This window comes from Hominiventricola aquisgranensis (assembly GCF_040096225.1).
GTDB classification, from domain to species: Bacteria; Bacillota; Clostridia; order Lachnospirales; family Lachnospiraceae; genus Hominiventricola; species Hominiventricola aquisgranensis.
The window spans coordinates 1-24,914 of sequence record NZ_JBBMFC010000017.1 but is presented as its reverse complement, the minus strand read 5'-3'; the positions used below and the strand labels follow the sequence as shown (position 1 = coordinate 24,914).

At 43.4% G+C, this 24,914-nt stretch carries 29 protein-coding genes and 1 riboswitch; of the genes, 19 read left to right on the top strand and 10 right to left on the bottom strand.

The features are described 5' to 3' along the window. Positions 1 to 5 precede the first annotated feature (5 nt). The 14 genes from WMO62_RS10360 (at position 6) to WMO62_RS10295 (ending at position 13,173) form a co-directional block, all read left to right on the top strand. Complete coding sequence (locus WMO62_RS10360; RefSeq protein WP_227589429.1) at positions 6 to 2,390, top strand: FtsX-like permease family protein; 2,385 nt, start codon at positions 6 to 8, stop codon at positions 2,388 to 2,390. Positions 2,391 to 2,522: 132 nt separating this feature from the next. Beyond that, a complete protein-coding gene (locus WMO62_RS10355; RefSeq protein ID WP_004841007.1) occupies positions 2,523 to 2,846 on the top strand; it encodes a PadR family transcriptional regulator in 324 nt (107 codons plus the stop codon). After that, positions 2,843 to 3,430: a DUF2812 domain-containing protein gene (locus WMO62_RS10350; protein ID WP_148336069.1), complete on the top strand. Its 588-nt coding sequence runs from the start codon at positions 2,843 to 2,845 to the stop codon at positions 3,428 to 3,430. Before WMO62_RS10355 ends, WMO62_RS10350 begins: the two co-directional genes overlap by 4 nt. Before the next feature lie 12 nt (positions 3,431 to 3,442). Then, entirely contained in the window at positions 3,443 to 3,862 is a 420-nt protein-coding gene (locus tag WMO62_RS10345; RefSeq protein WP_004841005.1) for a nuclear transport factor 2 family protein, read from the top strand. 27 nt (positions 3,863 to 3,889) lie between these two features. Further along, the gene (locus WMO62_RS10340) at positions 3,890 to 4,063 is read left to right on the top strand and encodes a hypothetical protein (RefSeq protein ID WP_158575090.1); all 174 of its coding nucleotides are present in this window, start codon (positions 3,890 to 3,892) and stop codon (positions 4,061 to 4,063) included. A gap of 75 nt (positions 4,064 to 4,138) precedes the next feature. Continuing rightward, positions 4,139 to 4,807: a response regulator transcription factor gene (locus tag WMO62_RS10335; RefSeq protein WP_148336070.1), complete on the top strand. Its 669-nt coding sequence runs from the start codon at positions 4,139 to 4,141 to the stop codon at positions 4,805 to 4,807. Next, positions 4,804 to 5,817: a sensor histidine kinase gene (locus tag WMO62_RS10330; protein WP_227589428.1), complete on the top strand. Its 1,014-nt coding sequence runs from the start codon at positions 4,804 to 4,806 to the stop codon at positions 5,815 to 5,817. The genes WMO62_RS10335 and WMO62_RS10330 overlap by 4 nt, the downstream gene beginning before the upstream one ends. Before the next feature lie 101 nt (positions 5,818 to 5,918). Beyond that, on the top strand, positions 5,919 to 6,686 hold the full coding sequence (locus WMO62_RS10325) for an ABC transporter ATP-binding protein (RefSeq protein WP_004840998.1): 768 nt from the start codon (positions 5,919 to 5,921) through the stop codon (positions 6,684 to 6,686). Beyond that, positions 6,676 to 8,895, top strand: coding sequence for an FtsX-like permease family protein (locus WMO62_RS10320; RefSeq protein WP_227589427.1), 2,220 nt, complete (start codon positions 6,676 to 6,678; stop codon positions 8,893 to 8,895). The genes WMO62_RS10325 and WMO62_RS10320 overlap by 11 nt, the downstream gene beginning before the upstream one ends. Before the next feature lie 12 nt (positions 8,896 to 8,907). Further along, the gene (locus WMO62_RS10315; protein WP_227589426.1) at positions 8,908 to 10,872 is read left to right on the top strand and encodes an ABC transporter permease; all 1,965 of its coding nucleotides are present in this window, start codon (positions 8,908 to 8,910) and stop codon (positions 10,870 to 10,872) included. A 150-nt stretch (positions 10,873 to 11,022) separates the two neighbouring features. Next, entirely contained in the window at positions 11,023 to 11,187 is a 165-nt protein-coding gene (locus WMO62_RS10310; RefSeq protein WP_117497604.1) for a DUF6440 family protein, read from the top strand. 55 nt (positions 11,188 to 11,242) lie between these two features. Beyond that, the gene (locus WMO62_RS10305) at positions 11,243 to 11,677 is read left to right on the top strand and encodes a winged helix-turn-helix domain-containing protein (RefSeq protein WP_029465871.1); all 435 of its coding nucleotides are present in this window, start codon (positions 11,243 to 11,245) and stop codon (positions 11,675 to 11,677) included. 166 nt (positions 11,678 to 11,843) lie between these two features. Further along, positions 11,844 to 12,758, top strand: coding sequence for a ParM/StbA family protein (locus WMO62_RS10300; RefSeq protein ID WP_227589425.1), 915 nt, complete (start codon positions 11,844 to 11,846; stop codon positions 12,756 to 12,758). After that, a complete protein-coding gene (locus tag WMO62_RS10295; RefSeq protein ID WP_253057963.1) occupies positions 12,721 to 13,173 on the top strand; it encodes a hypothetical protein in 453 nt (150 codons plus the stop codon). Before WMO62_RS10300 ends, WMO62_RS10295 begins: the two co-directional genes overlap by 38 nt. A 30-nt stretch (positions 13,174 to 13,203) precedes the next feature. Here the strand turns inward: WMO62_RS10295 and WMO62_RS10290 are convergent, their stop codons facing one another. Next, positions 13,204 to 13,533: a helix-turn-helix domain-containing protein gene (locus WMO62_RS10290; protein WP_003501971.1), complete on the bottom strand. Its 330-nt coding sequence runs from the start codon at positions 13,531 to 13,533 to the stop codon at positions 13,204 to 13,206. Positions 13,534 to 13,659: 126 nt separating this feature from the next. On the opposite strand from WMO62_RS10290, the gene WMO62_RS10285 reads away from it, so the two are divergent. The 4 genes from WMO62_RS10285 (at position 13,660) to WMO62_RS10270 (ending at position 15,581) form a co-directional block, all read left to right on the top strand. Beyond that, positions 13,660 to 14,208, top strand: coding sequence for an SLOG family protein (locus WMO62_RS10285; RefSeq protein ID WP_118560398.1), 549 nt, complete (start codon positions 13,660 to 13,662; stop codon positions 14,206 to 14,208). A gap of 467 nt (positions 14,209 to 14,675) precedes the next feature. Continuing rightward, positions 14,676 to 14,975 (top strand): hypothetical protein, encoded by a 300-nt coding sequence (locus WMO62_RS10280; protein WP_227589423.1) that lies wholly within the window; start codon positions 14,676 to 14,678, stop codon positions 14,973 to 14,975. Between the two features lie 19 nt (positions 14,976 to 14,994). Continuing rightward, positions 14,995 to 15,402: a sigma-70 family RNA polymerase sigma factor gene (locus WMO62_RS10275; RefSeq protein WP_227589422.1), complete on the top strand. Its 408-nt coding sequence runs from the start codon at positions 14,995 to 14,997 to the stop codon at positions 15,400 to 15,402. Continuing rightward, entirely contained in the window at positions 15,399 to 15,581 is a 183-nt protein-coding gene (locus WMO62_RS10270; protein ID WP_025529780.1) for a helix-turn-helix domain-containing protein, read from the top strand. Before WMO62_RS10275 ends, WMO62_RS10270 begins: the two co-directional genes overlap by 4 nt. A gap of 53 nt (positions 15,582 to 15,634) precedes the next feature. On the opposite strand, the gene WMO62_RS10265 is transcribed toward WMO62_RS10270, so the two are convergent. The 4 genes from WMO62_RS10265 to WMO62_RS10250 form a co-directional block, all read right to left on the bottom strand. Then, a complete protein-coding gene (locus tag WMO62_RS10265; protein ID WP_029465888.1) occupies positions 15,635 to 16,060 on the bottom strand; it encodes a winged helix-turn-helix domain-containing protein in 426 nt (141 codons plus the stop codon). Positions 16,061 to 16,230: 170 nt separating this feature from the next. After that, the gene (locus WMO62_RS10260; RefSeq protein ID WP_227589421.1) at positions 16,231 to 16,923 is read right to left on the bottom strand and encodes a riboflavin kinase; all 693 of its coding nucleotides are present in this window, start codon (positions 16,921 to 16,923) and stop codon (positions 16,231 to 16,233) included. A gap of 8 nt (positions 16,924 to 16,931) precedes the next feature. Then, the gene (locus WMO62_RS10255) at positions 16,932 to 17,576 is read right to left on the bottom strand and encodes an ECF transporter S component (protein WP_227589420.1); all 645 of its coding nucleotides are present in this window, start codon (positions 17,574 to 17,576) and stop codon (positions 16,932 to 16,934) included. A 117-nt stretch (positions 17,577 to 17,693) separates the two neighbouring features. Next, a riboswitch (FMN riboswitch) is annotated at positions 17,694 to 17,809 on the bottom strand. Positions 17,810 to 17,907: 98 nt separating this feature from the next. Continuing rightward, positions 17,908 to 18,426 carry a nitroreductase family protein gene (locus tag WMO62_RS10250; protein WP_227589419.1) on the bottom strand — a complete coding sequence of 173 codons (519 nt, stop codon included), beginning with the start codon at positions 18,424 to 18,426 and terminating at the stop codon, positions 17,908 to 17,910. A gap of 152 nt (positions 18,427 to 18,578) precedes the next feature. Here WMO62_RS10250 and WMO62_RS10245 point away from each other — a divergent pair, with 152 nt between their 5' ends. Further along, positions 18,579 to 18,932 (top strand): winged helix-turn-helix transcriptional regulator, encoded by a 354-nt coding sequence (locus WMO62_RS10245; RefSeq protein ID WP_118024187.1) that lies wholly within the window; start codon positions 18,579 to 18,581, stop codon positions 18,930 to 18,932. 86 nt (positions 18,933 to 19,018) lie between these two features. On the opposite strand, the gene WMO62_RS10240 is transcribed toward WMO62_RS10245, so the two are convergent. From WMO62_RS10240 to WMO62_RS10220, 5 genes are all read right to left on the bottom strand, one after another. Next, the gene (locus tag WMO62_RS10240) at positions 19,019 to 19,498 is read right to left on the bottom strand and encodes a winged helix-turn-helix domain-containing protein (protein WP_349144598.1); all 480 of its coding nucleotides are present in this window, start codon (positions 19,496 to 19,498) and stop codon (positions 19,019 to 19,021) included. 187 nt (positions 19,499 to 19,685) lie between these two features. Continuing rightward, on the bottom strand, positions 19,686 to 22,178 hold the full coding sequence (locus tag WMO62_RS10235; protein ID WP_227589417.1) for an ABC transporter permease: 2,493 nt from the start codon (positions 22,176 to 22,178) through the stop codon (positions 19,686 to 19,688). Then, complete coding sequence (locus WMO62_RS10230; RefSeq protein ID WP_148336085.1) at positions 22,175 to 22,849, bottom strand: ABC transporter ATP-binding protein; 675 nt, start codon at positions 22,847 to 22,849, stop codon at positions 22,175 to 22,177. Before WMO62_RS10230 ends, WMO62_RS10235 begins: the two co-directional genes overlap by 4 nt. 68 nt (positions 22,850 to 22,917) lie before the next feature. Beyond that, the gene (locus tag WMO62_RS10225; protein WP_204987124.1) at positions 22,918 to 24,018 is read right to left on the bottom strand and encodes a HAMP domain-containing sensor histidine kinase; all 1,101 of its coding nucleotides are present in this window, start codon (positions 24,016 to 24,018) and stop codon (positions 22,918 to 22,920) included. Further along, a complete protein-coding gene (locus WMO62_RS10220; protein WP_431833075.1) occupies positions 24,006 to 24,677 on the bottom strand; it encodes a response regulator transcription factor in 672 nt (223 codons plus the stop codon). The genes WMO62_RS10225 and WMO62_RS10220 overlap by 13 nt, the downstream gene beginning before the upstream one ends. Between the last annotated feature and the right edge of the window lie 237 nt (positions 24,678 to 24,914).

Genomic DNA, 24,914 nt, shown 5'->3' with positions numbered 1-24,914 from the left:
TCAAAATGACAGTACCATTTGAAAATGATACAGGAAATATTGTCAGGAAACTGGCAAGAAAAAGTTTGAAAAGCGAAAAACGCCGGAATTTGATGGTGGTGATCGCCGTTGCGCTGGCATCCTGTCTGATCTGTTTTTCGATTGTGATGGCTTTGTCTACCCGGCAGATAGAGAAAAATCATGTGGAGGATACTTATGAGGCGGTCTATACCAGGATTACTGAGGAAGATGTGTCCACCCTGAAGGGGCTGGATGACTTCTCAAGGGTAGGAGAGTATTATATGCTGGCTGTGGAACCTGCGGAGCAGGGATACAATGCCTCCTATATCTATTGTGATGAGGAAACGATGTATATTGCCCGTGACCAGATGAAGCTGCTGGAAGGCCGACTGCCCCAAAAGGAGGATGAGGTGGTGGTGAGCCGTTATTTCCTTTCCAACTATGCTGCAGACGCCGGGATTGGCGAAAAGGTTATGCTAAGCAGCGAGAGCTTTCACGGAGAATACACGGTGACTGGCATTATGGAAGGCTATAAGGAAAAAGAGGTAAATGGATCTTCCATCCTTCTTTCCAAAGAAGCCCTGAAAGGATGGAGCGGCTATGACCCCGCTGATTATCGAGCCTATGTGCATTTTAAGAATGAGCAGCAAATGGATGAAACAGAGCTGACTGCCCGCAGCAGGGAGATTGCCAAGGAATATCAGCTGGAAATGCCGATCATGAACCTCAGCTATATGAAGTTCTATAAGCAGCCTGTGAATGTCAGTATGCTGGCGCTGGTTGCCGGAATTGCAGTTCTGGTCATCATCGGAGGGTATGTTGTGATACAAAGTATCTTCCGAATTTCTATCAATGATAAAATCCAAAGCTATGGACAACTGCGGACCATCGGCACAACGCCAAAACAGATCCGCCGTATTGTCAAAAAAGAAGGCCGTTTCTTAGGATGGGCTGGCATTGGTATCGGTATTTTGCTGGGATGTGCAGCCGGGTTTGCACTGTTTCCCCGTGGGTTTAATCTGCTATTTTATGCAGCCGCGATTGTTTTGACTGCACTGCTTGGCTGGTTTATGGTATCCATTGCGATCCGCAGACCGGTAAAGATTGCCGCCAGTATCTCCCCGATTGAAGCAGTCCGCTTTACCGGCAATCAGAGCGGAAAGGCCCACACACATAAGAAGAATATGCGGTTAAATCCCCTCTCCATGGGAATTGCAAATTTCAGGCGTGACCGCAAAAAGACGATCAGTATCGTGGCTTCCCTGAGTCTGGGCGGGGTGATCCTTTTGGTGACAGCTTCTATTCTTTTGGTTCGTTCGCCGGAGCGGATCGCAAGACAGTATTTCCCGGATGGGGATTATAAAATCTATATCCATTCTGAAAAAACAGAATATGAGGTGATGTCAAAAGGAAATCCTTTGAATGAAGCGCTTCGGCAGGAGGTGCTGGCCGTGGATGGCGTAACAGATGTGATAGAAAATCGTCAGGCGGTTCATGTGCGGTTTGAAAATGAGGAAAGTTCTTCCGGCGGAATGTGTGATCTGTTGAGTGACCGAAACAGGGATCAAATGGAAGCGGCGCTTGTGTCCGGAACTTTACCTCAAGATTCCCATAGTATTGCACTTGATATGGATTATGCAGAAGATATGATCGGTGTAGATGTGGGGTCAGTTATCAAACTTACCATAGGGGATCAAGAGATTCCTGTCACTGTTTCCGGTCTGCTCATAAACGATGGGCTTAAAAATGGTCATGGTCCTCTGGCATTGGACAGCACCTGCATGGTTGCAACCAAAGAGCTATTTCAGGAAGCAATGCCAAAGATCAACTGTTTTGATTATTCCTGGAGCATTGTCAGCGATCCCAAAAAGGCGGAGCAGATTGAAAACAGTCTGAGTGCGATCATTTCTTCCAATCCGGATCTTGACTTGGATACCATTGGGATACATAAGGATTATGAGGAAATGGAAAACCGGGTCGTTTTTGGAGGGTTTCAGGCGCTGTCCTGGCTGGTATTCCTCTTTGGCGTGGTCAATCTCATCAACACAACCCTCTCCAATCAGATGTCCAGAAAGAGGGAAAACAGCGTCTTTCGTGCCATCGGTCTGACCAGAAAACAGCTCTGTCAAATGACCATCTATGAGGGAATTTGCTATGCGTTTTCTGCTGCGCTGGCAACCCTGGTAGCGGGCCTCCCGATTGCAGTGATTGCTGCCCGGAAATTCAGTGAAATGACTTTCCATGGAGTCATCATGCCATATTCCTTCCCCTTCCTGCAAATGGGGCTGTTCGTTCTGGTGCTGTTTGGCCTGGAGGTGATTCTGTCCTTCTGGACAATGCGCAGGCAGAAAAATCAATCGCTTGTGGAAGAAATGCGAGCGATGGAATAAGCATATAGAATCGGCGGGGCGGCGTGTGCTGCCCCGCTTTTTAAGTTTGCTGTTATATTTTGGATCGTTATTGACTTCTATTACGGTTAGTGATATATTTATTACAGTAACCGTAATAAGGAGGCAGGTGTTATGCGAGACAATGCGAAAGGCGGTGCGCTCACAGAGGTGACATTCTTTATTTTGCTTTCCCTTTATACCCCGAAACATGGATATGCTGTCATGCAATTTATTGAAGATAGTACAAAAGGGCGGCTCACGCTGGGGGCAGGTACTTTATATGGTGCGTTGAACTCGTTGCAGGAAAAAGGCTGGATTGCACCTTTTGGAGATAGTGCGGGACGGAAAAAAGAATATCTCATCACAACACAAGGAAAAGAAATTGCAGAAAAGGAACTTATAAGGCTCAATGAACTTGTAGGAGTGGCCAATGGAATTATTGGAGGTGCAGTATGAGCAAAAAGTGTTATCGTTTCTTTGGCGGTTTGTTGACTGCCCAGGAACATTGGTTGAATAAAATGTCTGAAAAGGGCTATCGTCTGATTCGGACGGAAAAAATGTTGTATGAATTTGAGGCGTGTAAACCGGATCAGGTAAAATACTGCGTGGAGTTTATCGGGCAAAAATCGAAAGCCAACGCGTCCGATTATCATGAGTTTTTAGAGGGGATGGGTTACAAAGTATTTTATAAAAACATCAACCTGAACTACTCTGTTGGTAAAGTACGCCTACGGCCATGGGCTGAAAAAGGCGGACGCATAGCAACAAATGCCACCACCTTTAATCGGGAACTGTTGATTGTAGAAAAAGATAATGACGGTAAGCCGTTTGAACTTCATACTTCTTATGAGGACAAGGAAAACTATTACAGAAATCTGCGTAATCCGTGGCTGCTGCTCCTGCTTATGTTCGCAATATTTGCGGTTGTAAATCGCTCGGCAGTTTTTGGTGTGCTTGCCCTGGTTTCTCTGATTCCTGTCCTCGTATATCAAACCCAGGTGATGCAGAACAAACGCGAAGGTAAGACAAAAGAATGGTGAGGTGTTTATATCATGAATGAACGAGAAAAAACAATCCGATTATGGTTTGATATGTGGCTCAATCAGCAGGATATGGGGATTGATGATATTTTTACAGAAGATGTGATCTATACAGAAAGCTGGAGTCCCCAGTATAACAACCGAAAAACAGTAAAGCATTGGTTTCAGGAATGGAATACCCGTGGCAAGGTGGTCATTTGGGAAATCAAGCAATTTTTTCATAAGGGAGATCAAACGATTGTGGAGTGGTATTTCAAAAATGAAATGAACAATGGAAGTATAGAGGAATTTGATGGAATCTCGCTGGTTGAATGGACAGAGGATAATAAAATAAAGGCATTAAAAGAATTTGGGTGTAATCGCAATACCTATAATCCATACCAGGAAGGCGATACCCCTCAATTCAAAGCAGAAAAAGCAAATTGGTTTTGAATTGAGTGCTTATGGAGGTAAAATATAATGTATCGGACAGAATTAGTAGAAGGAATTACCGTGGAAAATGTAACAGAGAAAATCAATGCAAAAATAGAAGAAATGGAAAAGGAAAGCTATCGACTTGTTACGATGTCTTTTTGGGGAACCGAAAGAGCTGTACTGGTTTTCAAAAAAGGCTTAAAGGGTAGTTTGCTTTAACATATATACTTGACTTATTCGAATGTCAATGGGAGAATGAGCAACTGCATATCGTATTTTTTTACGGAGGCTGATATGAAAGAAAAAATATTGATAATAGAAGATGATCCGTTGATACGGAATGAATTGAAAACGCTGCTGCAAAGCAACGGCTATGAAACGGTGGCTCCGGAGAAATTTGCTGATGTGATCGACCGGATCAAAGCCGAGCAGCCACACTTGATTTTGCTGGACATCAAACTGCCGGGGACCAGTGGCTTTTCTCTCTGCACCGAGATTCGCACATTTTCCGAAGTGCCAATCATCTTTGTGACAAGCTGCAACACGGATATGGACGAGCTGAATAGCATTATGCTGGGCGGAGACGCTTTTATCACGAAGCCCTATAACACAGCGATCCTGCTTGCGAAAATCGCTTCTCTGTTGAAAAAAGCCTATCCCACACAGCAACGGGAACAGATCGTCTATGGAGATGCGGTGCTGCGTCTGGAATCCAGCAGTTTGGACTATCATGGACAGAGCGTAGAACTTACCAAGAACGAATTGAAAATTCTCTATTACCTGTTCAAGAACGGTGGAAAAATCTGTTCTCGCGGAGATATGATTGAGTATTTGTGGGACAATCAGCTATATGTGGATGACAATGCTTTGAGCGTCAATATCAACCGCATCCGGGAAAAACTGGCGGGCATCGGTCTGACGGATTTTATCAAGACAAAGCACCGACAGGGGTACACGATATGAACAGCAGACGATATTGGAAAAACAGGCTGCCATTTCTGCTGACAAACCTTGTTTGTATGGCTGCACTCACTGTATTTCTGCTGGTGTGCGGCAATTCGGTTTCCGCAGTAGTATTGATCCTGATTGTATGGGCATTGATTTTGCTGACGGGACTTGTCCTCACTTACTGGAAACGGAAGCGGCAGATGAAAAAACTTCTGGATATGGCGGAGCAGCTTTCCGAAAGATACCTCATTTCCGAAGTGATGGAGCTGCCGGAACAGGCCGAGGATCAGGTTTACTATCAGCTTTTGAAAATGGCTGGAAAATCCATGTTGGAACAGATTGGAGAAGTCGAGCGGGAACGCCTGGAGTACAAAGAATACATTGAGCAATGGATTCACGAAATCAAAACGCCCATTACTGCCATGAAACTCCTATGTGAAAACCACCGGACGGACTGGACAAAGGAACTTCTGCTGGAACTGGAAAAGACCAACCGTTTTACCGAACAGGCTCTTTATTACGCCCGCAGTGAGCATACAGAGAAAGATTATTCTGTCCGGGAAATGGCACTGTCCCAAGTGGTGCATCAGGCGATTGCAGATAATAAATATCTGCTGCTCCAAGGTGGTATGCGTCTGGAAGTGGAGGAAATGCAGGACACGGTTTATTCAGATGAAAAGTGGGTGCGCTTTATTCTGAACCAACTGATTGCCAATGCGGTCAAGTATCGTACGGAACAACCGGTTCTCCGCATTTCTACTCATAAACGGCAAGATCAGGTTGTCCTTGTCGTGGAGGACAATGGAATCGGAATTGCTGCGTCCGATCTGCCCCGTATTTTTGAAAAGGGATTTACAGGCCAGAACGGTCGCAAGATTCAGCAATCCACAGGAATTGGTCTGTATCTGTGCAAACGGCTTTGTGAAAAGCTGGGCATTGGCATTGCGGCGGAATCGTCGGAACATGGCACAGCCGTTTCCCTTTCTTTTCACATCAACTGTCTGATTCATGAAGTGCAGGACTGAAAAGCGTTCTGCACTTCTTACATTTTTGTTAGAACTTTGTAAGAAAACTTGATACAAACGAAGCCGCTCTTATTTTACAATAGAGATCAGAGGTGATAAAAATGAAAGAAATTTTGAAACTGGATCATATCCAAAAATATTACGGAAATGGCGGGAATGTTACAAAAGCAATTCAGGACATCAGCTTTTCCGTTCAAGAGGGAGAATTTGTAGGAATCATGGGAGCATCCGGTTCCGGCAAGACTACCCTGCTCAACTGTATTTCCACCATTGATACCGTCAGTGCGGGACATATCTATCTGGATGGAACCGATGTGACGGAAATCAATGAAAAACAAATTGCCCGGTTTCGCCGGGAAAATCTTGGATTTGTGTTCCAGGATTTTAACCTGCTGGACACGCTGACCATTTCGGAAAACATAGCCCTGGCGCTGACCATCAACAAGGTTCCCGCAGGCGAGATTGATGGGCGGGTGCGGGAAATGGCCGGAAAGCTGAATATCACGGATATTCTGGATAAGTACCCCTATCAGGTGTCCGGCGGCCAGAAGCAGCGGTGCGCCTGTGCCAGAGCCATTATCAACCAGCCTAAGCTGATTTTGGCGGATGAACCCACCGGTGCGTTAGACAGTCACTCGTCCCAGATGCTGCTCTCGACGATCCAGAGTATCAACGAAGATCTCGGAGCCACGATCCTGATGGTGACACACGATGCTTTCTCGGCAAGCTATGCCAATCGTATTCTCTTTATGAGGGACGGGGCAATCTTTATGGAAATCCGTAAGGGTGGTGATTCCCGCAGGACTTTCTTTGAAAAAATCCTGGATGTCCTCACCATGATGGGAGGAGGCATGAGCGATGTACGCTAAATTGATTTTTAGAAATGCGAAACGCTCTGCAAAGGACTATCTAATCTATATTGTTACCTTGACGATCTGCGTTACTTTGTTTTATGCGTTTCTATCTATATCGAGCAGCTACTACCAGCCAGATATTGGAACTGCTTATGAAATTACAGCGTTTAGTGATGGTATCAAATTGGCGGTCTGTGCGATCACGCTGTTGTTATTGTTCCTGATACGCTATGTAAACAGCTATATGCTGCGGCGCAAGCAAAAGGAATTTGCCGTACAATCTATTATGGGGATGGAGCAAAAAACAATCGGCTGGCTCTTTTTTGCAGAAACTTTTTTGATGGGGGCTATATCTATTGCTCTTGGTATTGCTCTTGGTGTGTTGTGTTCGCAATTTATGTCCGCTATGCTGCTCGCTTCCTATGGTCATAGTTATGAGCTGACATGGACACTGTTCCCCGATACCGTTCTTTGGACAGTCGGCTTTTTCACAATCAGTTTTTTCGTGGTTGGACTGTTCAATGTCCGTACTATTCGTAAGATCAAGATTATTGATATGCTGTCTGCGGACAGACAAAATGAACCTGATTTGAAGAAGAACCGGTTTATACCGACAATCCTTGTGATCTACTTGGTGCTTTCTATATGGATGTTGGAAACAGGGATTCAAAAGATGATCTTTTTCTTTGATCCACGATTTGCTTTTCCTCTCCACATCTTGTTTTGGGGAAATATCATTTTTCCGGCGCTCACCCTGCTGTGGTCGTTCGTTTGGCTACTCAAAAAGAAAGTATGGACATTGCAAACTTTGCTTATCGGTCTCTTAGCCTGCACAGTTCCAAATACTGTACTTGCAGCTCTCGTACCGGTTTTTGAAAGCAAGTATTATCTAACTCTGGGCGCTGGTACGATCAATCAATATTTGCTGTTCGTTGTTGCAGATTTACTTTTTTTGATATGCGGAATTATTTATCTGTCCAGCAGCGCGATTGTTGCATGGAAAAGCAAATCCCCTGCACACAGGTATCAAGGTAATAACCTGTTTTTCTTTGGACAGATCATATCCAAGCTCACAACAACGACAAAAACAATGACCTTGATTTGCATTACGCTGACAATAGCCATTCTTATGTTCATTATCGCACCAGTACTGACAGAATGGAGTACGGGGTATTTGGATAGTCGCTCCATGTATGATGTTCAGATCAATTCCCGATATAATGATGTGTACGAAAAAAAGGATTTGCCAACAGGCGATTATGAAGCGGTCACAGATTTTTTGACGGAAGAAGGAATTGCGGTAAGCGCAGACTGTGCCTTTAGCCTTTATCTTCCAAATTGTGAAGATTTTCATGACCGTGTAAAACATGAATTTCCTGTGGTTGCTATTTCTCTTAGCGATTATAATGCTATCAGGGAAATGCTGGGATATGAGGCTATTACGCTTGAAGAAAATGAGTTTACGACCCAATGGCATACAACTGCAACAACGGATGAACAAGAAGAATTTATACGCAGTCATGCAGTGGTAGATACCGATGTAGGAAGGTTAACGCTTTCTGAACAGGCCAGTTATCAAGAGGCAATGGGCGAAACCTTATACAATTCCTATACACAAGTTGTATATGTATTTCCAGATAGTGTTTGTCAAAACCTTCTTTCTGTCAAGCGGAACCGTTATATCCAGACATCAAAAGAACTTTCCTACTCAGATGCAGCGGCCTTAGAAAACAGGTTTATAAAGGTCTATCCAGAACTTTCGGAAAAGGGTGTTGGGTATTCCATTCGATTGAGTACGCTGCAAATCAATGAAACAAAGGGTATGAACTTCATTCTAAAGACAGCGATGATTTATGGCGCTGTGGTTTTAATGGTAATGTGCCTCACAATACTTTCTTTGCAGCAACTCTTAGATGCAGGAAAATATAAATATCGTTTTGGAGTTTTGCGTAAATTGGGGACAGAGGAATCCGATATAAAGAAATTGATGCGAAAACAGCTTAGAGTGTGGTTTGGTTTACCGATTACAGTAGCGGTTATTGTATCCTTCGTTGTGGTAGCTTATTTTATTCAATCTGTCTCAAATGAGATTGCTTCTTATATTGGATTTGATAAATTGCTCCTGCAAGTGGGCATTACGGTCGCTGTACTTATTTTGCTTTTGGTTTGCTATTATATCAGCACATGGATATTATTCAGCAAATCCACATCCAATTCAGATTGAGGGGGTGTGATGATGTACTGGAAGTTAGCAATTCAAAATATTCGCAGAAGCCTGCGGGATTATATCATTTACTTTGTGACGCTTACCTTGACTGCGGCATTGATGTACTCATTTTTGGCATTGGGCTTTTCATCAGATGTTCTTGCTATGGCAGAAAATATGTCGATGCTGACTACTGGAATTCTGCTTATGTCAGCTCTGGTTGCTTTTATGTCCTCGTTTGTGATCGGTTATGCGATCCGCTTTATGCTGGGACGACGGAAAAAGGAGTTTGCAACCTACGAATTGATTGGCATGGAATCAAAGACAGTACGGAATTTGTTCCTTGCTGAAAACAGTATCATCGGCACTGGGGCCTTTCTGCTTGGTTCTTTGGTTGGCACAGGGCTTTCCGGTTTGCTGAATCAGGTGGTAAAAAATATCTTTGAGGTGCCGCATACCTATCAGGTTTCCTTTTCTCTCCAGGCATGGGCAGTAACATTTTTGTTTTTTGCCTTGATGTATGGTTTTGGGATGCTCCGAGCAGCAAAGATTATCCGGCATCAGAAAGTAATCGATCTGCTGTATGATAACCGCAAGAATGAAGAATACCGTTTCAAATCATTCCGCCATAGTCTTTTGGTAGTATTGCTCTCAATCGCTGCAATGGTTGCAGGCGTGATTTTGCTTGGGCGGATGCTTCAGACACAAACCAATGAAGCATTTTTGTACCTTGGCGGAGCCTGCCTGCTCATTCTGGTGGGTGTTTACGAGCTGCATCGCCAGATTCCGCTTTTGTTGCACCGATTTGCAAAACAAAATCTGCGCCATAAGTACAAAGAAGAAAATCTGTTCTTCCTGGGGCAGATTGGGCGGCGCATCCATTCTGCTGGCCGGACAATGGCTGTGGTGGCGATTCTTTTAACCATATCCCTGGCAACCATGTTTGTGGGGCTTACAATGGGAGCAGGCTACAAAGCCAACATGAAAGCCTACTATCCCTATGATGCAGGCGTGGCGATTGATGCACCTTTGGAGAAATCCAGCATGGATTCCATCGTTTCCTTTACAGAGGAGCATTGTGGAGTCGAGGATTCTGTGAGCTATTATCTGTATGCGGTTCCTGAAAAACCGATCGAAGCCTTGTCCTTGTCCGACTATAACCACCTGCGTGAGATTTTGGGACTTTCTCCTGTTTCCATGAGCGACAACGAGTTTTTGGTTCATTGTGATACATGGAACTATATGGACGGAATCCGGCAGGGCTTGAAGCAGCAGCCAGAGATCACATTAAATGGTCGAACCTTGACTATTGCAGAGACACCGATTCTGACGGAGCCGATGGAGCAGTATCAAATGGCCGGAACGAAGGGATATGTACTTGTTCTGCCGGATGAAGCAGCTTCACAATTCGTCGGAGAAAAAATCCGTCTGGCGATGAAACTGGAAGATGGCGGATACCCGGAATTGAAAAGCGACTTGAAGCAATTCCTGAACAGTGGGAAATGGCAGCCGGAATTGCAGGCAGGTCAACAGCTCCCGGAAAAAGTAACGATGGGTGTTACAGTAAAGGCGTGGGGCGTTGCCAATTCGCTGACTGGATTTACAGCCATTTCGTTCTGCGGATTGTATTTAAGCATTATTTTTATCATTCTATCCTGCTCGGTTCTTGCATTTGAGCAGCTTTCTGCCATAGACAAAAACCAGAAGAATTATGCAGTCATTGACCGTTTGGGTGTACCGGGCCGCAGGCAGGCTTCCCTGATCCGCAGGGAACTGTCCACAGTCTTTTTGATCCCACTGCTATTCCCTCTTTTACTGACGGTTTTGCTGATCACAGGGGCACAGTTCTTTTTCGGAGAAGCAATCTTGCAGCAGGGACTTGTACCTCTTTATGGTCTGGTGACGATTCTGCTATTCTGTGCAATCTACCTGACCTATTTTGGTGCAACAATGTTCTTATTCAAACGGGTTATTCTTCGGCCTGAAATGAGATGAAAATTGAATTGCTACAAAAATGAAGCAATTCCGCCTGTTTTCTTGCCGAAAAAGAAAGCGATTAGGAGATTTTTGCAACATTTGGCCTTTATCATAGAGTAATAAATTAGAAATGCTGATACCTTACACTATGCAAAGGAGTGGATTACTATGGCAAACAAAGAAAAGCGCTTTGAAACAATCTATACACAGGGAACTTCCTTGAGTATTGTTGTAGACACCGAAACAGGTGTAAACTACCTTGTCCATGATACGGGGATTACCCCTTTGCTGGATAAAAACGGAACAGTCGTTATTACTGAAATAAACAAGTAAACTTTATATTGGCTGCAGGGTATCAGCATTCTAATTATGAATAAGGGAGGGACATATGGGAAAAATCTTTGTATTGTCGGTAACAGACCATGAAGAATACATACTTAGCAGAATTATGGAGATTATTGCAGCCGAGCCAGGATTTGACCATATTGTGTCATCTCATCCTTGTAATACTCTTGTTTTTCCGGGATTGGAGCTTCGCTTGAAGGAGAGAACGGTACACCGAAACGGCGAGTTAATTTCTATGACCCATCGGGAATTTGCGACATTGGTATACTTGGCAAACCACCCGTCCTGGGTATTTTCTGCCGGGCAGATTTATGAAGAAGTATGGGGTGAGGATGGTGAAAACTGCGGAACAGCCGTTGCCAGCGTCATTGGTCAGATCCGCAGAAAACTGACACCGGATATGCCGAAAGCGGGTTATATCCGTACTGTTTTGGGGAGCGGATACAAATTTGAAGTTCCGCAGGGTATGGCAGAATAGAACAATCAAATATATATTAGCTGCGCACATTATGAAGCAGCCAAAAGCGGGAAACCTTTATGATGGGTCTCCTGCTTTTTGTTTTTAGAAAATAGTGTGTGATTGTTGAGAATAGGCGTCATATAGGCGTAAAGGATATGTATAAAGCAAAAAGGAGGCATTACATATGCTTATTGGCGTTGATCATGGCAACAAACAAATTAAAACGGTTCATTGCAACCCCTTTGTGTCCGGTCTGAAGCAGAGTGTCACCCGTCCCTTTGGACAGAATGTGCTGAGGTATCAGAATACCTACTATACGCTGTCTACTGAGCGGATTCCTTATCGGAAAGATAAAACGGAGGATGATCGCTTCTTTATCCTGACCCTATTTGCTCTGGCTGGAGAGATTGAAGCGAGGGGGGCATATTCCTCGGAGGTTCAGCGTATCCAACTGGCAGTTGGACTGCCGCCGGCACACTTTGGCGCCCAGGTGGAACGGTTCACACAATACTTCAGACAGCGAGGAGTGATAGGGTTTGAGATGCAGGGGAAGCCGTATTCCATCTATATTGAAGATGCGGCCTGCTTCCCCCAGGCTTACGCAGCAGCAGCCACCATGCTTCACACGCTCGTGGAGGAACCCAAAGCGGTGATTCTGGATATTGGCGGGTTTACGGCTGACTATCTGCTGATGAAAAATGGAGAGATTGACCTTACCTCCTGTGATTCGTTAGAAAATGGTGTAATTCTGTTGTACAATAAGGTGCGTTCAAAGGTGAATTCGGAGCTGGACCTGCTGTTGGATGAAGGAGATGTGGACGCTATCCTGATGGGAAAAAAGACTCAATATCCGGATGCAGCCATACGGCTGACAGAACAGATGGCGCAGGAATTTATCAATGACCTGTTCAGCACGCTGCGGGAGCGAATGTTGGACTTGCAATATTGCAAGGTAGTATTTGTAGGCGGTGGCGCCATTCTTTTGAAGCGGCAGATCGAAACTTCGGGCAAGGTGGGAACACCATTCTTCGTACCGAAAATCAATGCAAATGCGGATGGCTATGAGTATCTGTACCGGATTGAAACAGCAGGCAGGTGATGGTATGGGCGAGAAAAAAGAACGAGGACGGTTTACGCTGCGCTTTAATGAGGGCGATCCCATACACGAGACTGCCATTGGATTACTGGAGTTACAGAGTCCCCGCACAAAAGCGCAATATGTGGCAAATGCAGTGGTCTACTATAATGAGCACTTTGGGCAGGAGCCGCAGCCACTAAATGCTTCTATTATCAGCAAAGAAGCGGTAGTGGCTATCGTCAAAGAGATTTTGCGGCAGGAAGGTATGGGACAGGAAAAAGCAAAAGAGCAGGCGATCACAGCCAGATTGGTTGAGGGGCCCGTAGCGCCTGTGATGCCTTCAACTGCACAGGAAGTGGACGATGATTCGGAAATGGACGATAGGACACGCAGACTGATTGCTGGTGCCTTGTCTGCATTCCGCAGCCGGGGATAATCAAAAGAGGCATGGGAGCCAGCGATGCTCCTATGCCTCTTCCTGTATGGCCGCGATAAAACTGTCTAAAATATCTTCAAAATGCCTGTATTGTTTGGGTGTTAGTGTGGAAATCTTCTCCATAAGAAGGGAGGAATCTGTTTCTGTGATGACGCCTCGCAACAAATACTCGGTGCTGATGTGAAGTGCATCACAGACTTTGAGGATCGTCTCAGGCCGCATAGCCTTTTGACCCAATTCTGCGGTGGAGATGGTCTGTGGTGTGACATGAGCCAGCTCTGCCAGAGTTTCTTGGGTCATATTTAGTTGTTTCCTCCGGTCGAAGATCCGTTTACCCATATCTTTCAGTAGATTTTCCATGCGTCACCTCCATGCTATAGTTACATTTTATCCGCTATGACATGGATTATTAAGCGGTCATGGTTGATTTATCTCGTCCATGGCAAGTATAATATGCAGAGGAGTACGCCAGGAAAGGAGAATTATATGAACAGTTTTTCGTGTGTGATTACAGGTCACAGACCGACCAGATTTAAGTTCAAATATAATGAAAAGGATAAACGCTGCCAACGGATTAAAAAGTGTCTGCAGGAGCAACTCATACGACTCTATCATCAGGGAGTACGATGCTTTTGGGTTGGAGGAGCAATGGGCGTTGATATGTGGGCAGCGGAGCTCCTGCTACGTATGAAAGAGCAGCAAGCGTATCAAGATGTGGAATTGTGTCTGGCTCTCCCTTTTGAGGGTTACAATGCAGACTGGGATGACTGGCACCGAAAGAGGATGGATTTTATTTGCAGATATGCTGAGAAGGTCTTAGTGCTGGGCGAAATGCCCTCAAGCGAAAGCTATAAGAAACGCAATTACTATATGGTGGAGCAGGCCGGGCATATGATAGCTGTCTATGATAATGCACACAATATGCGGTCCGGAACCCAGCAGACGGTCAACTATGCCAAGAAGAAAGGACTCCAGATCATTTATATCCATCCAGATACAGCCCAGGTAACAGAGGAAGATATAACTAAAAAATAAAGGAAGGGCTCTAAAGCGGGACACTGAGAGAGGTTGAAAAGCAGTGTGTCCGTTTTAGAGCCTGTTTTGTCATATAATGTCGAATGATTTTCTTTTTACTCGAAAGCGACTCCAATGCTACTCCAAAAGTTTCCGAAAACTGTCAGTTACACTGTAATTATGGCAGTGATCCCAAAACCAATGAAAACTCGATAAGTGGAGGTGGGGGGATGAGATCAGTACAGTACCCAATGAAAATCGGAAGAAGAGGGTGGTCTTTATCCTGACAATAAGGATGAAGGCCGCCTTTTGTTTTAATTTCATAGATTCATAGAATAGTTGGAATAGCATTTGAAAAAAGTATTATTTCACAATTTAACAATTATCAGCAGGGCGGCAGCGTTGCGCTGCCATATCGCGAAAGAAAGGGGATGATGCAGGCCGCCTGTGTGCCGTCCGCATAACTGCGGACAGGGAGTAACGATGTTATGGAAAAAGGATTCCACAACATCGAGCAGTTCATTGCTTTCATAACTCCAGGACACACGGCTTTTCATGAACGGCTCTCAATAGGGGTATATCGTCGAGGCAGGACGAGAGAGTTTTCTCCACATAAGGAAAAACCTCCACCTGCTCGGATGGTATCTATTGAACTGCTCGATGCAGCAATTCAGGGAACAGCTGGTTTTGTCCATTGGTACAAAGCTGGCTGTTTTTGTTTATCACAGCCAGGTTTTGTCCGGTGCAGGTCACCGCCAGAAGCTCAGGAAATTCATAGAAATTCTTGAGACTTTTGGAGGTAAAGCCATGTGGCAACGGAACAATGGACAGGCAGAAGATGACCTGCAATTCAGGTTTACAGCATATTTAGTTTCGGCGGTCAAGCGCCGCAGAAAAGATTATTTGATCCAGCTTTATAAGCGCAGCAGTATAGAGAGTACTGTGGAAGTGGTCTATGAGTCCGAACCAAGCTCAGAGGAAGTGGTTTTAGACAAATTGCCGCTTATGGATGTCATTGAAAATGGAGCGCTTCTGGAGGCACTTCAGAAACTCAATGAACGGGAGCGCCAGATCTTTCTGGCTCGAACGCTGGAGGAAGAAGATTTTGAAACTCTGGGAGTAAAGTTTGAACTGTCCTACAAAGGGGCAGCTGCGCTTTACTATAGGACGATTCAGAAAATCAGAAAGAGCATTGAAGGAGGTGACAAGAGATGAATTTTGAATGTCTGCTTCTCAGCGCCAAGGCGGGAAACGAGGATGCCATTACGACGATTTTGCAGATGTATCGACCATTGCTGCTCAAGTATGCCATTATTGATGGTGTGCTGGATGAGGATTTGTACCAGGAATTGAGCATTATTTTGTTGAAGGCGATTAAGTTGTTTAAGATTTAAGTCAATGAGAAAGGCTCCGAGATCATTATGGCCTCGGAGCCTTTCTTGCTGACTTAAAATGGAGAACTGTTAAATTTATATCCGCTGCCCAGTACAGTCCGGATATAACCGCCCTTCGGCGTATCCGGTGTCAACTTGCGACGGATCTGACCGATTACACTGGCAACAGCGGTACCGCAGTGTTCACCGTCCGCAGCCCACACAGCCTCATAGATTTGGCTGGCAGAAAAGACCCAGCCAGGATGGCGAGCCAGATAAGCAAGGACAGCAAACTCATGATGAGTTAGTGTAACAAGTTGACCTCTGCAGAATACTGCCTGCTCCTTCAGGCGAATCTCAAGCTCCGGAAAGGGGAGAGTGTCATCCGAGAGTGGGAGAGCAATATGGTCAAGCTCTGGTTCGTCTGCAAGGGCTTCCATAATTTTATTGAGTATGTGTTCTTCATGGTCTGCAACGGATAATATTAAAAATTTGCCCATATTGTTCACATCCTTTCTTCTCTCTATATGAATAAGCAGTGGTCTTGTTTTTGGTGAAACCTAAATGAACTGGGGGATAGTATCAGAGCCGTTTCTGTTTATAAAAGGTTGCTGAACACGAAGACTTCAAAATTTTGAGAATGGCGCTATTTGCTCTTGTGTTTACCACCTTACTCGGAATTGAATTTATAACCATAGCCAATTACTGTTTTTATATACTCGTGTCCCATGCAATATGGCTTTAGCCTTTTTCGTATTTGAAAAATCGTGTTTTCTACTGCATGCAAATGGTTATTTGTGGGTTCATGCCAAATCTGTTCATAAATCTGTTCTTTTGTGAATGCAGTTTGAGGAGATTGCAGTAACAGATAAAGGACTTCAAATTCGTTTGTTGATAAATAAACTTCCTGCTGTTCTAATATTACACAATGCCGGTTAACATCAATGTGTAAGGTGTGATTTGTTTGCTTTAATCCCCAAAATTCTTGTGCCATTGTCCGGTCATTCGCAATTTGTTCAAGCAGCAAGGATAATTCATTGAATTTTCTGACTTCCCTCAATTTCTTATATAGGTTGACAGTTATCGTACACCCATATATATCCTTATCAAAATCAAAAATATATGTTTCGATTGAAACAAAGCTATCATTATCAAGTGTAGGGCGCGTCCCAATGTGGGTAACACCGTAATATCTCTTATCGCCTAAAAGAATATCTGCCACATATACTCCTGTCTTTGGCAAAAAATCTTTTTTTTCGATTGCTATGTTCGCGGTAGGTGTCCCCACATGCTTTCCAATACCTCGGCCATGTATAACGGTTCCTGTTAGTGTGTAAATAGGCTCATTTAGTTTTTCTTTCATTTCAATCCTCATATAATCCCATTCATTGACAGGATAATCAAAACACAAGTTACAATAATAAAACTTGCCAATATAAGCAGACCAGTATGCTTTTGTCTTGCTTCATTTTCCGAAGCAGCAACATATCCGCTTTTTCTCAAAGCGGTAACTATGGGCTTATACAGTAAAAAGGTAATGGATGCATTTAACCCACCTTTCAACAAGTTAAATGGAAGAAAGGCAGGAAGTAACAATTCTACAACTGCTTCTCTTGGATACCCCATGTAAAGCGGTGTTACCAAATAGTTCCACAACAGCATAACAACAACCGTTATGAGCCATCCCGATGCCAGACCAATCACTGCACCAGATAAAGTGTGCTTTTTTTTGTAAATGACAGATGCCGTACACGCAAAAGATAGTGTTTGTACGATATTCATGATACAACCTAATATTCCAGTATCGCTTACTGTAATCATTTCAAGGATTGCCACAATGACAGATACGATACAAGAAGTCATCGGTCCCCAAATAAAGCCGCCCAAAGTTACAATAACATCGGATGGGTCGTACTTTAAGAATAGAATAATCGGAATCCTGCCGACAACCATGGTGGCATAAGTGATCGCACATAGCATCCCAATAGTGGTGACTCTTTTTGTTTTACTGTTCATAATTGCTTTCCTCCGTGGCAAAAAATTAACACCCAAAAGAAAAGGTCTTTCGGGTGTTAACATTATAATTAGGCCACAGAAAAGAAAGTAAGCCCCTTAAAATCTGCGGAAATCTAACCATATCTTCTTTCATCCAGACTATACTGTTGGTTTTGGAATTACACCAAATCGTGCGTTTTACGCTCGCGGACTTTACCGCCAATCGGGAATTTCACCCTGCCCCGAAGACACTTTTATTCAGTTGTTTCCCCGCAATTATAACATCAACTATTTTTGGAAGCAATGAGTTGAAGATAGTTCGGAAGTATTTCGGAAATCGAGTCATACTCGGTTACAGTTTTTCATACGAAACTAAGTCAGTGAGTGGAATCCTCATGTGTTCATGTCTTTCTGTATCTGATGGCGCTTCATTTCCATAACCGATTACCAAAATATTGATTGGCTCTAAATTATCGGGTAAATCAAATTCTTTCCGGATAACATCAGGCTGAAAGTAACATACCCATACGGTACCTAAACCTAATTCTGTTGCCTCCAACATCATATGGTCTGTTAGGATAGCTGCGTCAATGTCTCCGGTTTGCTTTTGGTCAAAGGGGCGAACCCATGCTTTGTTATGATCTGCACATACAATAATTGCAAGAGGAGCATTATAAATATTTGCCCCTTTGCTGATTTTTTCCAGTCCCTCTTTGCTTTCTACTGCAATTAAGTGAACCGGCTGTAGGTTTGCTGCTGTTGGTGCAACATGAGCAGCCTGCAAAATTTTATCAAGCTTCTCTTTCTCCACTTTTTTGCCACTGTAATTGCGTACAGAATACCGTTTTTTTGCAATCTCAATAAAATTCATCATGGTCAATCCTTTCTTGGTGCTGTATAATTTAGTTGACATGTTCAATCGTCGTACTAATTTTAACATGGTGCAGTAGAATAACAAGATTGCACTTTTCAGGTAGATACTTCCCTCAAAGAAAGTACCCAAAAAGGAGTGAATATATAAAAATGAATTATCAAAAAGATCAATTTAGTTGTCCAGTGGAAGCCACACTTTTTCTGATTGGAGGAAAATATAAACCTCTCATTCTTTGGCATTTGATAGAAAAACCTTTGCACTACATGGAATTACAACGCTTAATTCCAAAAGCCACACCTAAAATGCTTTCACAACAACTTCGCGATTTGGAAGAATGTGGCATGATTCACAGAGAAGTAATTCCAGAAAAACCACCTAAAACCTTGTATTCACTTACCGCCTTTGGAAAAAGTATCATTCCGGTATTAGATTCTATGTGTAACTGGGGAATACACTTTCTTGAAGGATTGGATATTACACCGCCTTGTGGTTCAAAACTGTAAATAGTCTATTTGGGGAAGAGTAGACTGCCGTTTGTCGAATTTATATATGTTTTTTTCAAGTAATACAGGAAGCAATACTTGCAGCCTTATTTTATATAAAAAGAAGCGCCGGACAGAGCCAATAAGCCTATGTCCGGCATTTCCTGTATCACGGATTCAAATTTATATCCACTACCCAGTACAGTGCGAATATAGCCACTCTTTGGTGTATCCGGCGTCAACTTGCGCCGGATCTGACCGATGACACTGGCAACGGCGGTGCCGCAGTGTTCACCGTCTCTATCCCATACGGCCTCATAAATCTGGCTGGCTGAGAATACCCAGCTGGGATGACGAGCCAGATATGTAAGGACAGCAAACTCATGGTGAGTCAGAGTAACAAGTTGACCTCTGCAGGATACTGTCTGCTCCTTTAGCCGAATTTCCAGATTTTTAAAAGAAAGAATGTTGCAAGGGAGAGGAGGCGCAATATGGTTAAGCTTCGGCTCGTTTGCGATAGTTTCCATAATTTTATTGAGTATATGTTCTTCGTGGTCAGTGACGGATAATATTAAAATTTTGCCCATATTGTTCGCCTCCTTTGCTTGGGGTAAATGCGGAAAACTGTTGTGCCAGTGGCCGCCAACTGTACCAGAATCAGCACAGCAAATAGACAAAAGCTTCTTTATCCACCTGCTTTCACTGATAAGGTCATTCTAAAACCTAAATGTCCACAAAATATTAGAAAGTTCGGACAGTTCAAAAAATAGTGTTCTACTCAACCGTTTCAATCGAATCCACAATATTCATTTTTGAAATTTTCCGTAGCGGAATTGCTGTTGCCAGCAAGCAAGCTCCTACTGCCAAGAGGGTTGCTTCAAGAATGGGCATGACAGGGATTGCAACAAGCTGGATGGTGTCGCTCGTGGCCGCCTCAATGAAGATCGTACAAACATATCCCAGCACGCTTCCAATCACAGAGGCAATGATTCCGTAATATGCACCTTCCCAAAGGAAAGTTTTATAAAGGCTATCGGCACTCATTCCAATGGCCCGCTGCATACCGATTTCTGTTACTCTGGTGTGAATATTTGTGTAAACGGTATTGATGATATTAAGAATACCAATCAGGCCAACGAAAAGAATCAGCCCCCATGCCAGCATTTGAATTTGTGCAAAGCTCTCTTTTAGTTGCTGGTCGGTTTCTTCATATGACAAGAATGTTGTCCCCGGTATTCTGTTACAAAACGCCTCGATAAATGTATCAAAGTTTTCCCTGTCAGCACCCTCGTTCAGTGTAGGCAAAAACTCTGAATAGGTATCTTTTCCCGTCAGGCGTTCATAGATAGCATCATCAACGATCACTTGAACACCATTTGTGAAACCGCCATTTCCAATACCAAGATAACCGTCATAGCCATCCAAGGTTTTCAAAACATTCAGCTCCATTCCCGCAACACAGATGCTTTCTCCGGCCTCTATATTTGTAAATTCAAGAACATCTTCGCCGTAGCTCATGGGAATAGGATTCCTTACTATACAGGCGTTCCCTGATTTCAGTTGTCCAAGCTGTTCTTCTGGTAATTGATCCCCCATAAAATAATCCCAATATTCATTGTTCAATCCGACAACCTGAAAAGTTTCGCCGGGTTTCAGTTGAAATTCAAGACTGATTTCATCGAGCAGCCCATTTTCATTTTGTTCGTAAAGCGAAAATTGTATGGCGGCTACACTTTGCACAGCTTCATTTTTCCGCAAAGTGTTCAGATCATCTGTGGTAAATCCAATACTTTCATTTGTGATCTGATAATCTCCTACATGATTATCTTGCAGGGCGCTTGCAGCGTTCAGGAGAGAGGAAAACCCTTGCAGGGCAATAAAAACCGTGATACTCATAACAAGGGACAAAATTGTAATTGCAGTACGGCCTTTATTTCTCTTTAAGTTCAGGCGGGCATAATATGCTTCAAAATGATGGATTTTCTTTGTTTTACGCTTTCTGCGCCGAATTTTTAGATTTGTTCCAGACATCGCCATAATGGGAGATACCCTTGCGGCTGATCTGGCTGCTGGTAATGCTGCAAACAACGCAAACGCCAAAGTGATTGCTCCGCTTAAAACCAGTAAGGTTCCATTCAAAGAACTGTTCTCTGCTATTAGAGTTTTCAATTCAGAAGCATCCTGAACCAAGAACAATTCAGGGGAAACCAGGCCGGTAGCTGCCTCTAAAATTCCTCTGGCACTCAGGAAACCAAGAAGCATACCAATAGGAATCCCCATCAGGCACAATAGGATTACTTCAATTACAATGATCTGATAAAGCTGTCCTTTTTCGCCTCCAATAGCCCGAAGTGTTCCATATCCCTTTATCCGTTTTGATACAGATATTTTCAGAATGTTGTAAATCACAAGACCAGCAGCCAGCAAAATCAAAGTACCCACTAATATCCCTGCGACTGTCATAAAAGAGAATCCCTTATCATTAGCACCCTCGGAATTTGCAGTATAGGAAATTCCCAAGGCGTTCAAATATACAATATTATAGCTGGTATCAAGCTCATGGATATTAAATTCCTTATTGATGTCATCGACAACTGCTTGAAAATTCTTTTTATCGGCAGTCCGAATATCCACATTGTAATAAATATAAGATTCCGTTAAAAGTTGTTCAGCAGTTCCTTCCCCTACAACTCCCGTAACAGTGCCGCTTGTATATCCCAAGTAGTTATTTTTCAATATCCCTGTAAGAACAAATTCTGCTGTATAGGAATAGCTGTCCGCAATGTTGTGGCGAAGATTTTTTTGCAGTGAAAGTGTAATCTTATCTCCAATACCGCCCTCAAAGCCAAGATATTTCAGAATATCTTCAGAAAGCGCTATTTCCATCGGGGCTTCCGGCAGACGACCTTCTTCTACACTGGTACTGGATGGATAGATAGCGGCAGTATCATCCCAATATTCCATCAAACCAAGAGTAAGAGATGGGGAGAGTTCTAAACTTCCCATATAAATAGATTTGCCTACATAGGAAAGACGCTCATCCTGTTCCAGTGCATGAAGCTGCTCTGCATTCATCTGCAAAAAAGTGGCATATCGGTTTCCTCCGATAGCGATGGCCTGCTGTTCCCGCATTGCACTAAGTACGCCAATGGATTGTCCTACAATGGTTGTCATCATAGTAGACAGCACAACGGCAATCAAAATAAGAATAGAAGTGACTTTTTGGGACAGTAGTTCTTTCAATGCTAATGTACGATAAGATTTCATTTCGCTGTCACCTCCGCAAGCACACCATCTACGATCTGAAACTGGCGGTCTGCCATTCGCGCAATACGGCTGTCATGGGTAATGACAACGAGAGCTTTACCCATCTTTTTCCATACATTTTGAAGCAGTTCCATGACTTCGCCGCCGCTTTTGCTGTCCAGATTTCCCGTAGGCTCATCAGCAAAAATTACATCCGGCTTTGCAATCAAAGCGCGGGCGATGGCTACACGCTGCTGCTGGCCGCCGGATAACTCATGGGGCAGATGTTCCAAGCGGCCCTGAATGCCAAGCAGTTCTGTAAGCTGTTTCAGGTATGCTTCATCCGGTTTTTGTTTATCCAGCAAAAGAGGCATGATAATATTTTCTTTCGCCGTCAGAACCGGAAGCAGATTAAATTGCTGAAAAATAAATCCAATCCGCTTCCGGCGGAATGCCGACAACTCCTTATCGCTGTAACTGTAAATATCTTTACCATCATAGGTCAGCGAGCCGGAAGATGGCTTATCCAAGCCGGAAAGCAAATGAAGCAGGGTACTTTTTCCGCTTCCAGATGGTCCCATAATAGAAATAAAATCACTGGATACAATTTCGAGATTCGCATGATCCAAAGCCACCACTCGGTTTTCACCGTCACCATAAATCTTTGATAAATTCTTTGCCTCAATATTCATAAAAAACACTCTCCTTATTTGTGGTATAAGGAGAGTGTAAATGATAAATCTCAAAAATCGCTCAAGGATTACACGAAATGAAAAATAGCAGTTGCGGATGCACCGCCCCCAACCCTATTTTCCAAAATCAATCGGCCACCATGTTTTTCACATAAAATTCTGCTGCTGTAAAGCCCCATTCCGAAATGTGAGGAATTACTACTTGTCGTTTCAAAAGGGTTTGGCCCATTCTGCACGAGAGACAGCGGATAACCAGCACCATCATCTTCTACATTCAAGGTCATAGAATCATTTTGCAGCGTTATTTGAATAGAGATTGCTTTTTCTGCAAATCGCGCCGCATTTCCAATCAGATTTTCCGCTACGGTAAGAAATAGCCCGTGATCTATACAAACAGTTCCGCCTGATGGGACTAAAACAGAAACTTTTTTGGATAGCGCCAACAGTCGTGCTGTTTCCTGCAATTCACTCTGCAAAACGGATAGTCTGATTTCTTTTGGCTTAACAGAGAGTTGTTCCAACTTTTGAACACTGCTCATAGCTTCTACATACTGCTCAATCCGTAAAGTGTAACTTTCCAGCCGGTCTATGGTCTGTTCGTCCTGAATACCTTGCCGTAAAAGTTTTACACTTCCTTTTAATACCGTAATCGGGTTACGCAGATCATGGGAAAATGCGGCATTGAGCCGTTTGCGTTCCTCGGCCTGTTGCCACAACAGCCGATTCGATTTCAGAAGTTCACTCCGCATTTCTTCAAAGGCAGCACATAGTTGTCCCATTTCATCGTAAGACAAAATCGGCAGCGAAAAATCCAGATCATTATTCTGAATCCGCATAATGCCATTTTGCAGGCAGGAAATAGGCTGCTTCAATTTGAGATAATAAAAAAGAAAGACTGAAACAATCAATCCACCTACCGGGAAAAGAATACAGGAAAGCGTCTGCACAATATTTAGGATAGCCAAAATGCGCTGTTGTGACGCCGTAGGAGATGGCAGGGGTACGATTGAACCATCCGATAGGATTTCTACACCGCCTAAAGGATAATAGTTTTCAATGCCACGGCAAAGAAAGATAACCGCACCAAGCAGGAGAAATGCCACCGCTAAACAGGAGAGGGATAATAACAGGAAAGATTTCTTTAGTCCCATATTTTTTAGGCGTTCCACCGATACCCACACCCCCAAACTGTTTCAATGTAATTGTGCAATGTATGTGCTGCAAATTTAGCGCGTATTTTCCGGATATGCTCCATAATTGTATCGCTGTTTCCGTCCCCATCTAATCCCCACACACGCTCATAAATCCGCTCACGATCAAAAACCTGTCCTGCATTGAGGGATAAAAGTTCTACAATCTCAAACTCCCTCTTAGATAGCGGGATGTTCTGATTATTGATTGTAACTGTTCGGGCGGAATAGTCCAGTATCAATTCACCAAAGAAGCGTACTGCCGAATTATTTTGGCGTCGCTGCTCACGGCGCAAATGTGCAGCAATACGCGCCCCCAATTCATCCAAATCAAAGGGCTTGACGATATAATCATCCGCCCCGGCCTGAAATCCAATAATCTTATCGCTGGATTCAATACGAGCAGTCAAAAAAAGAATGGGACAGGCTATGTGTTCCCGTATCTTCTGGCATACAGTCAGGCCATCCATTCCAGGCATATTGATGTCTAATAAAATTAAATCTGGTTTGTAGGCTACTTTTTTGAGTGCTTCTTGGCCGCTATAAGCGGTCAGAATATCATATCGTGTTTGAAAATAACTCTGTATCATATCAACAATACCGCGTTCATCATCAACGATCAGTAATTTAGGATTCAAAATCATGCACCTCCATTCTTTATATGATATATGGTAAATCTCAAAAATCCCTCAACTTCCTTTGCTTTTGCGGATATTATAACAGGCAAATGTCTGCGAAATATTACAACGGACAGATTTTGAAAAATATATTTCTTTATAATTATATAGCAGGTTGACTTTTGCAACAAGATTTTATAAGTGTACATAAAAATAAATAACTATTTCATAGAGAAAAATGCACCGAATACAGAGTCG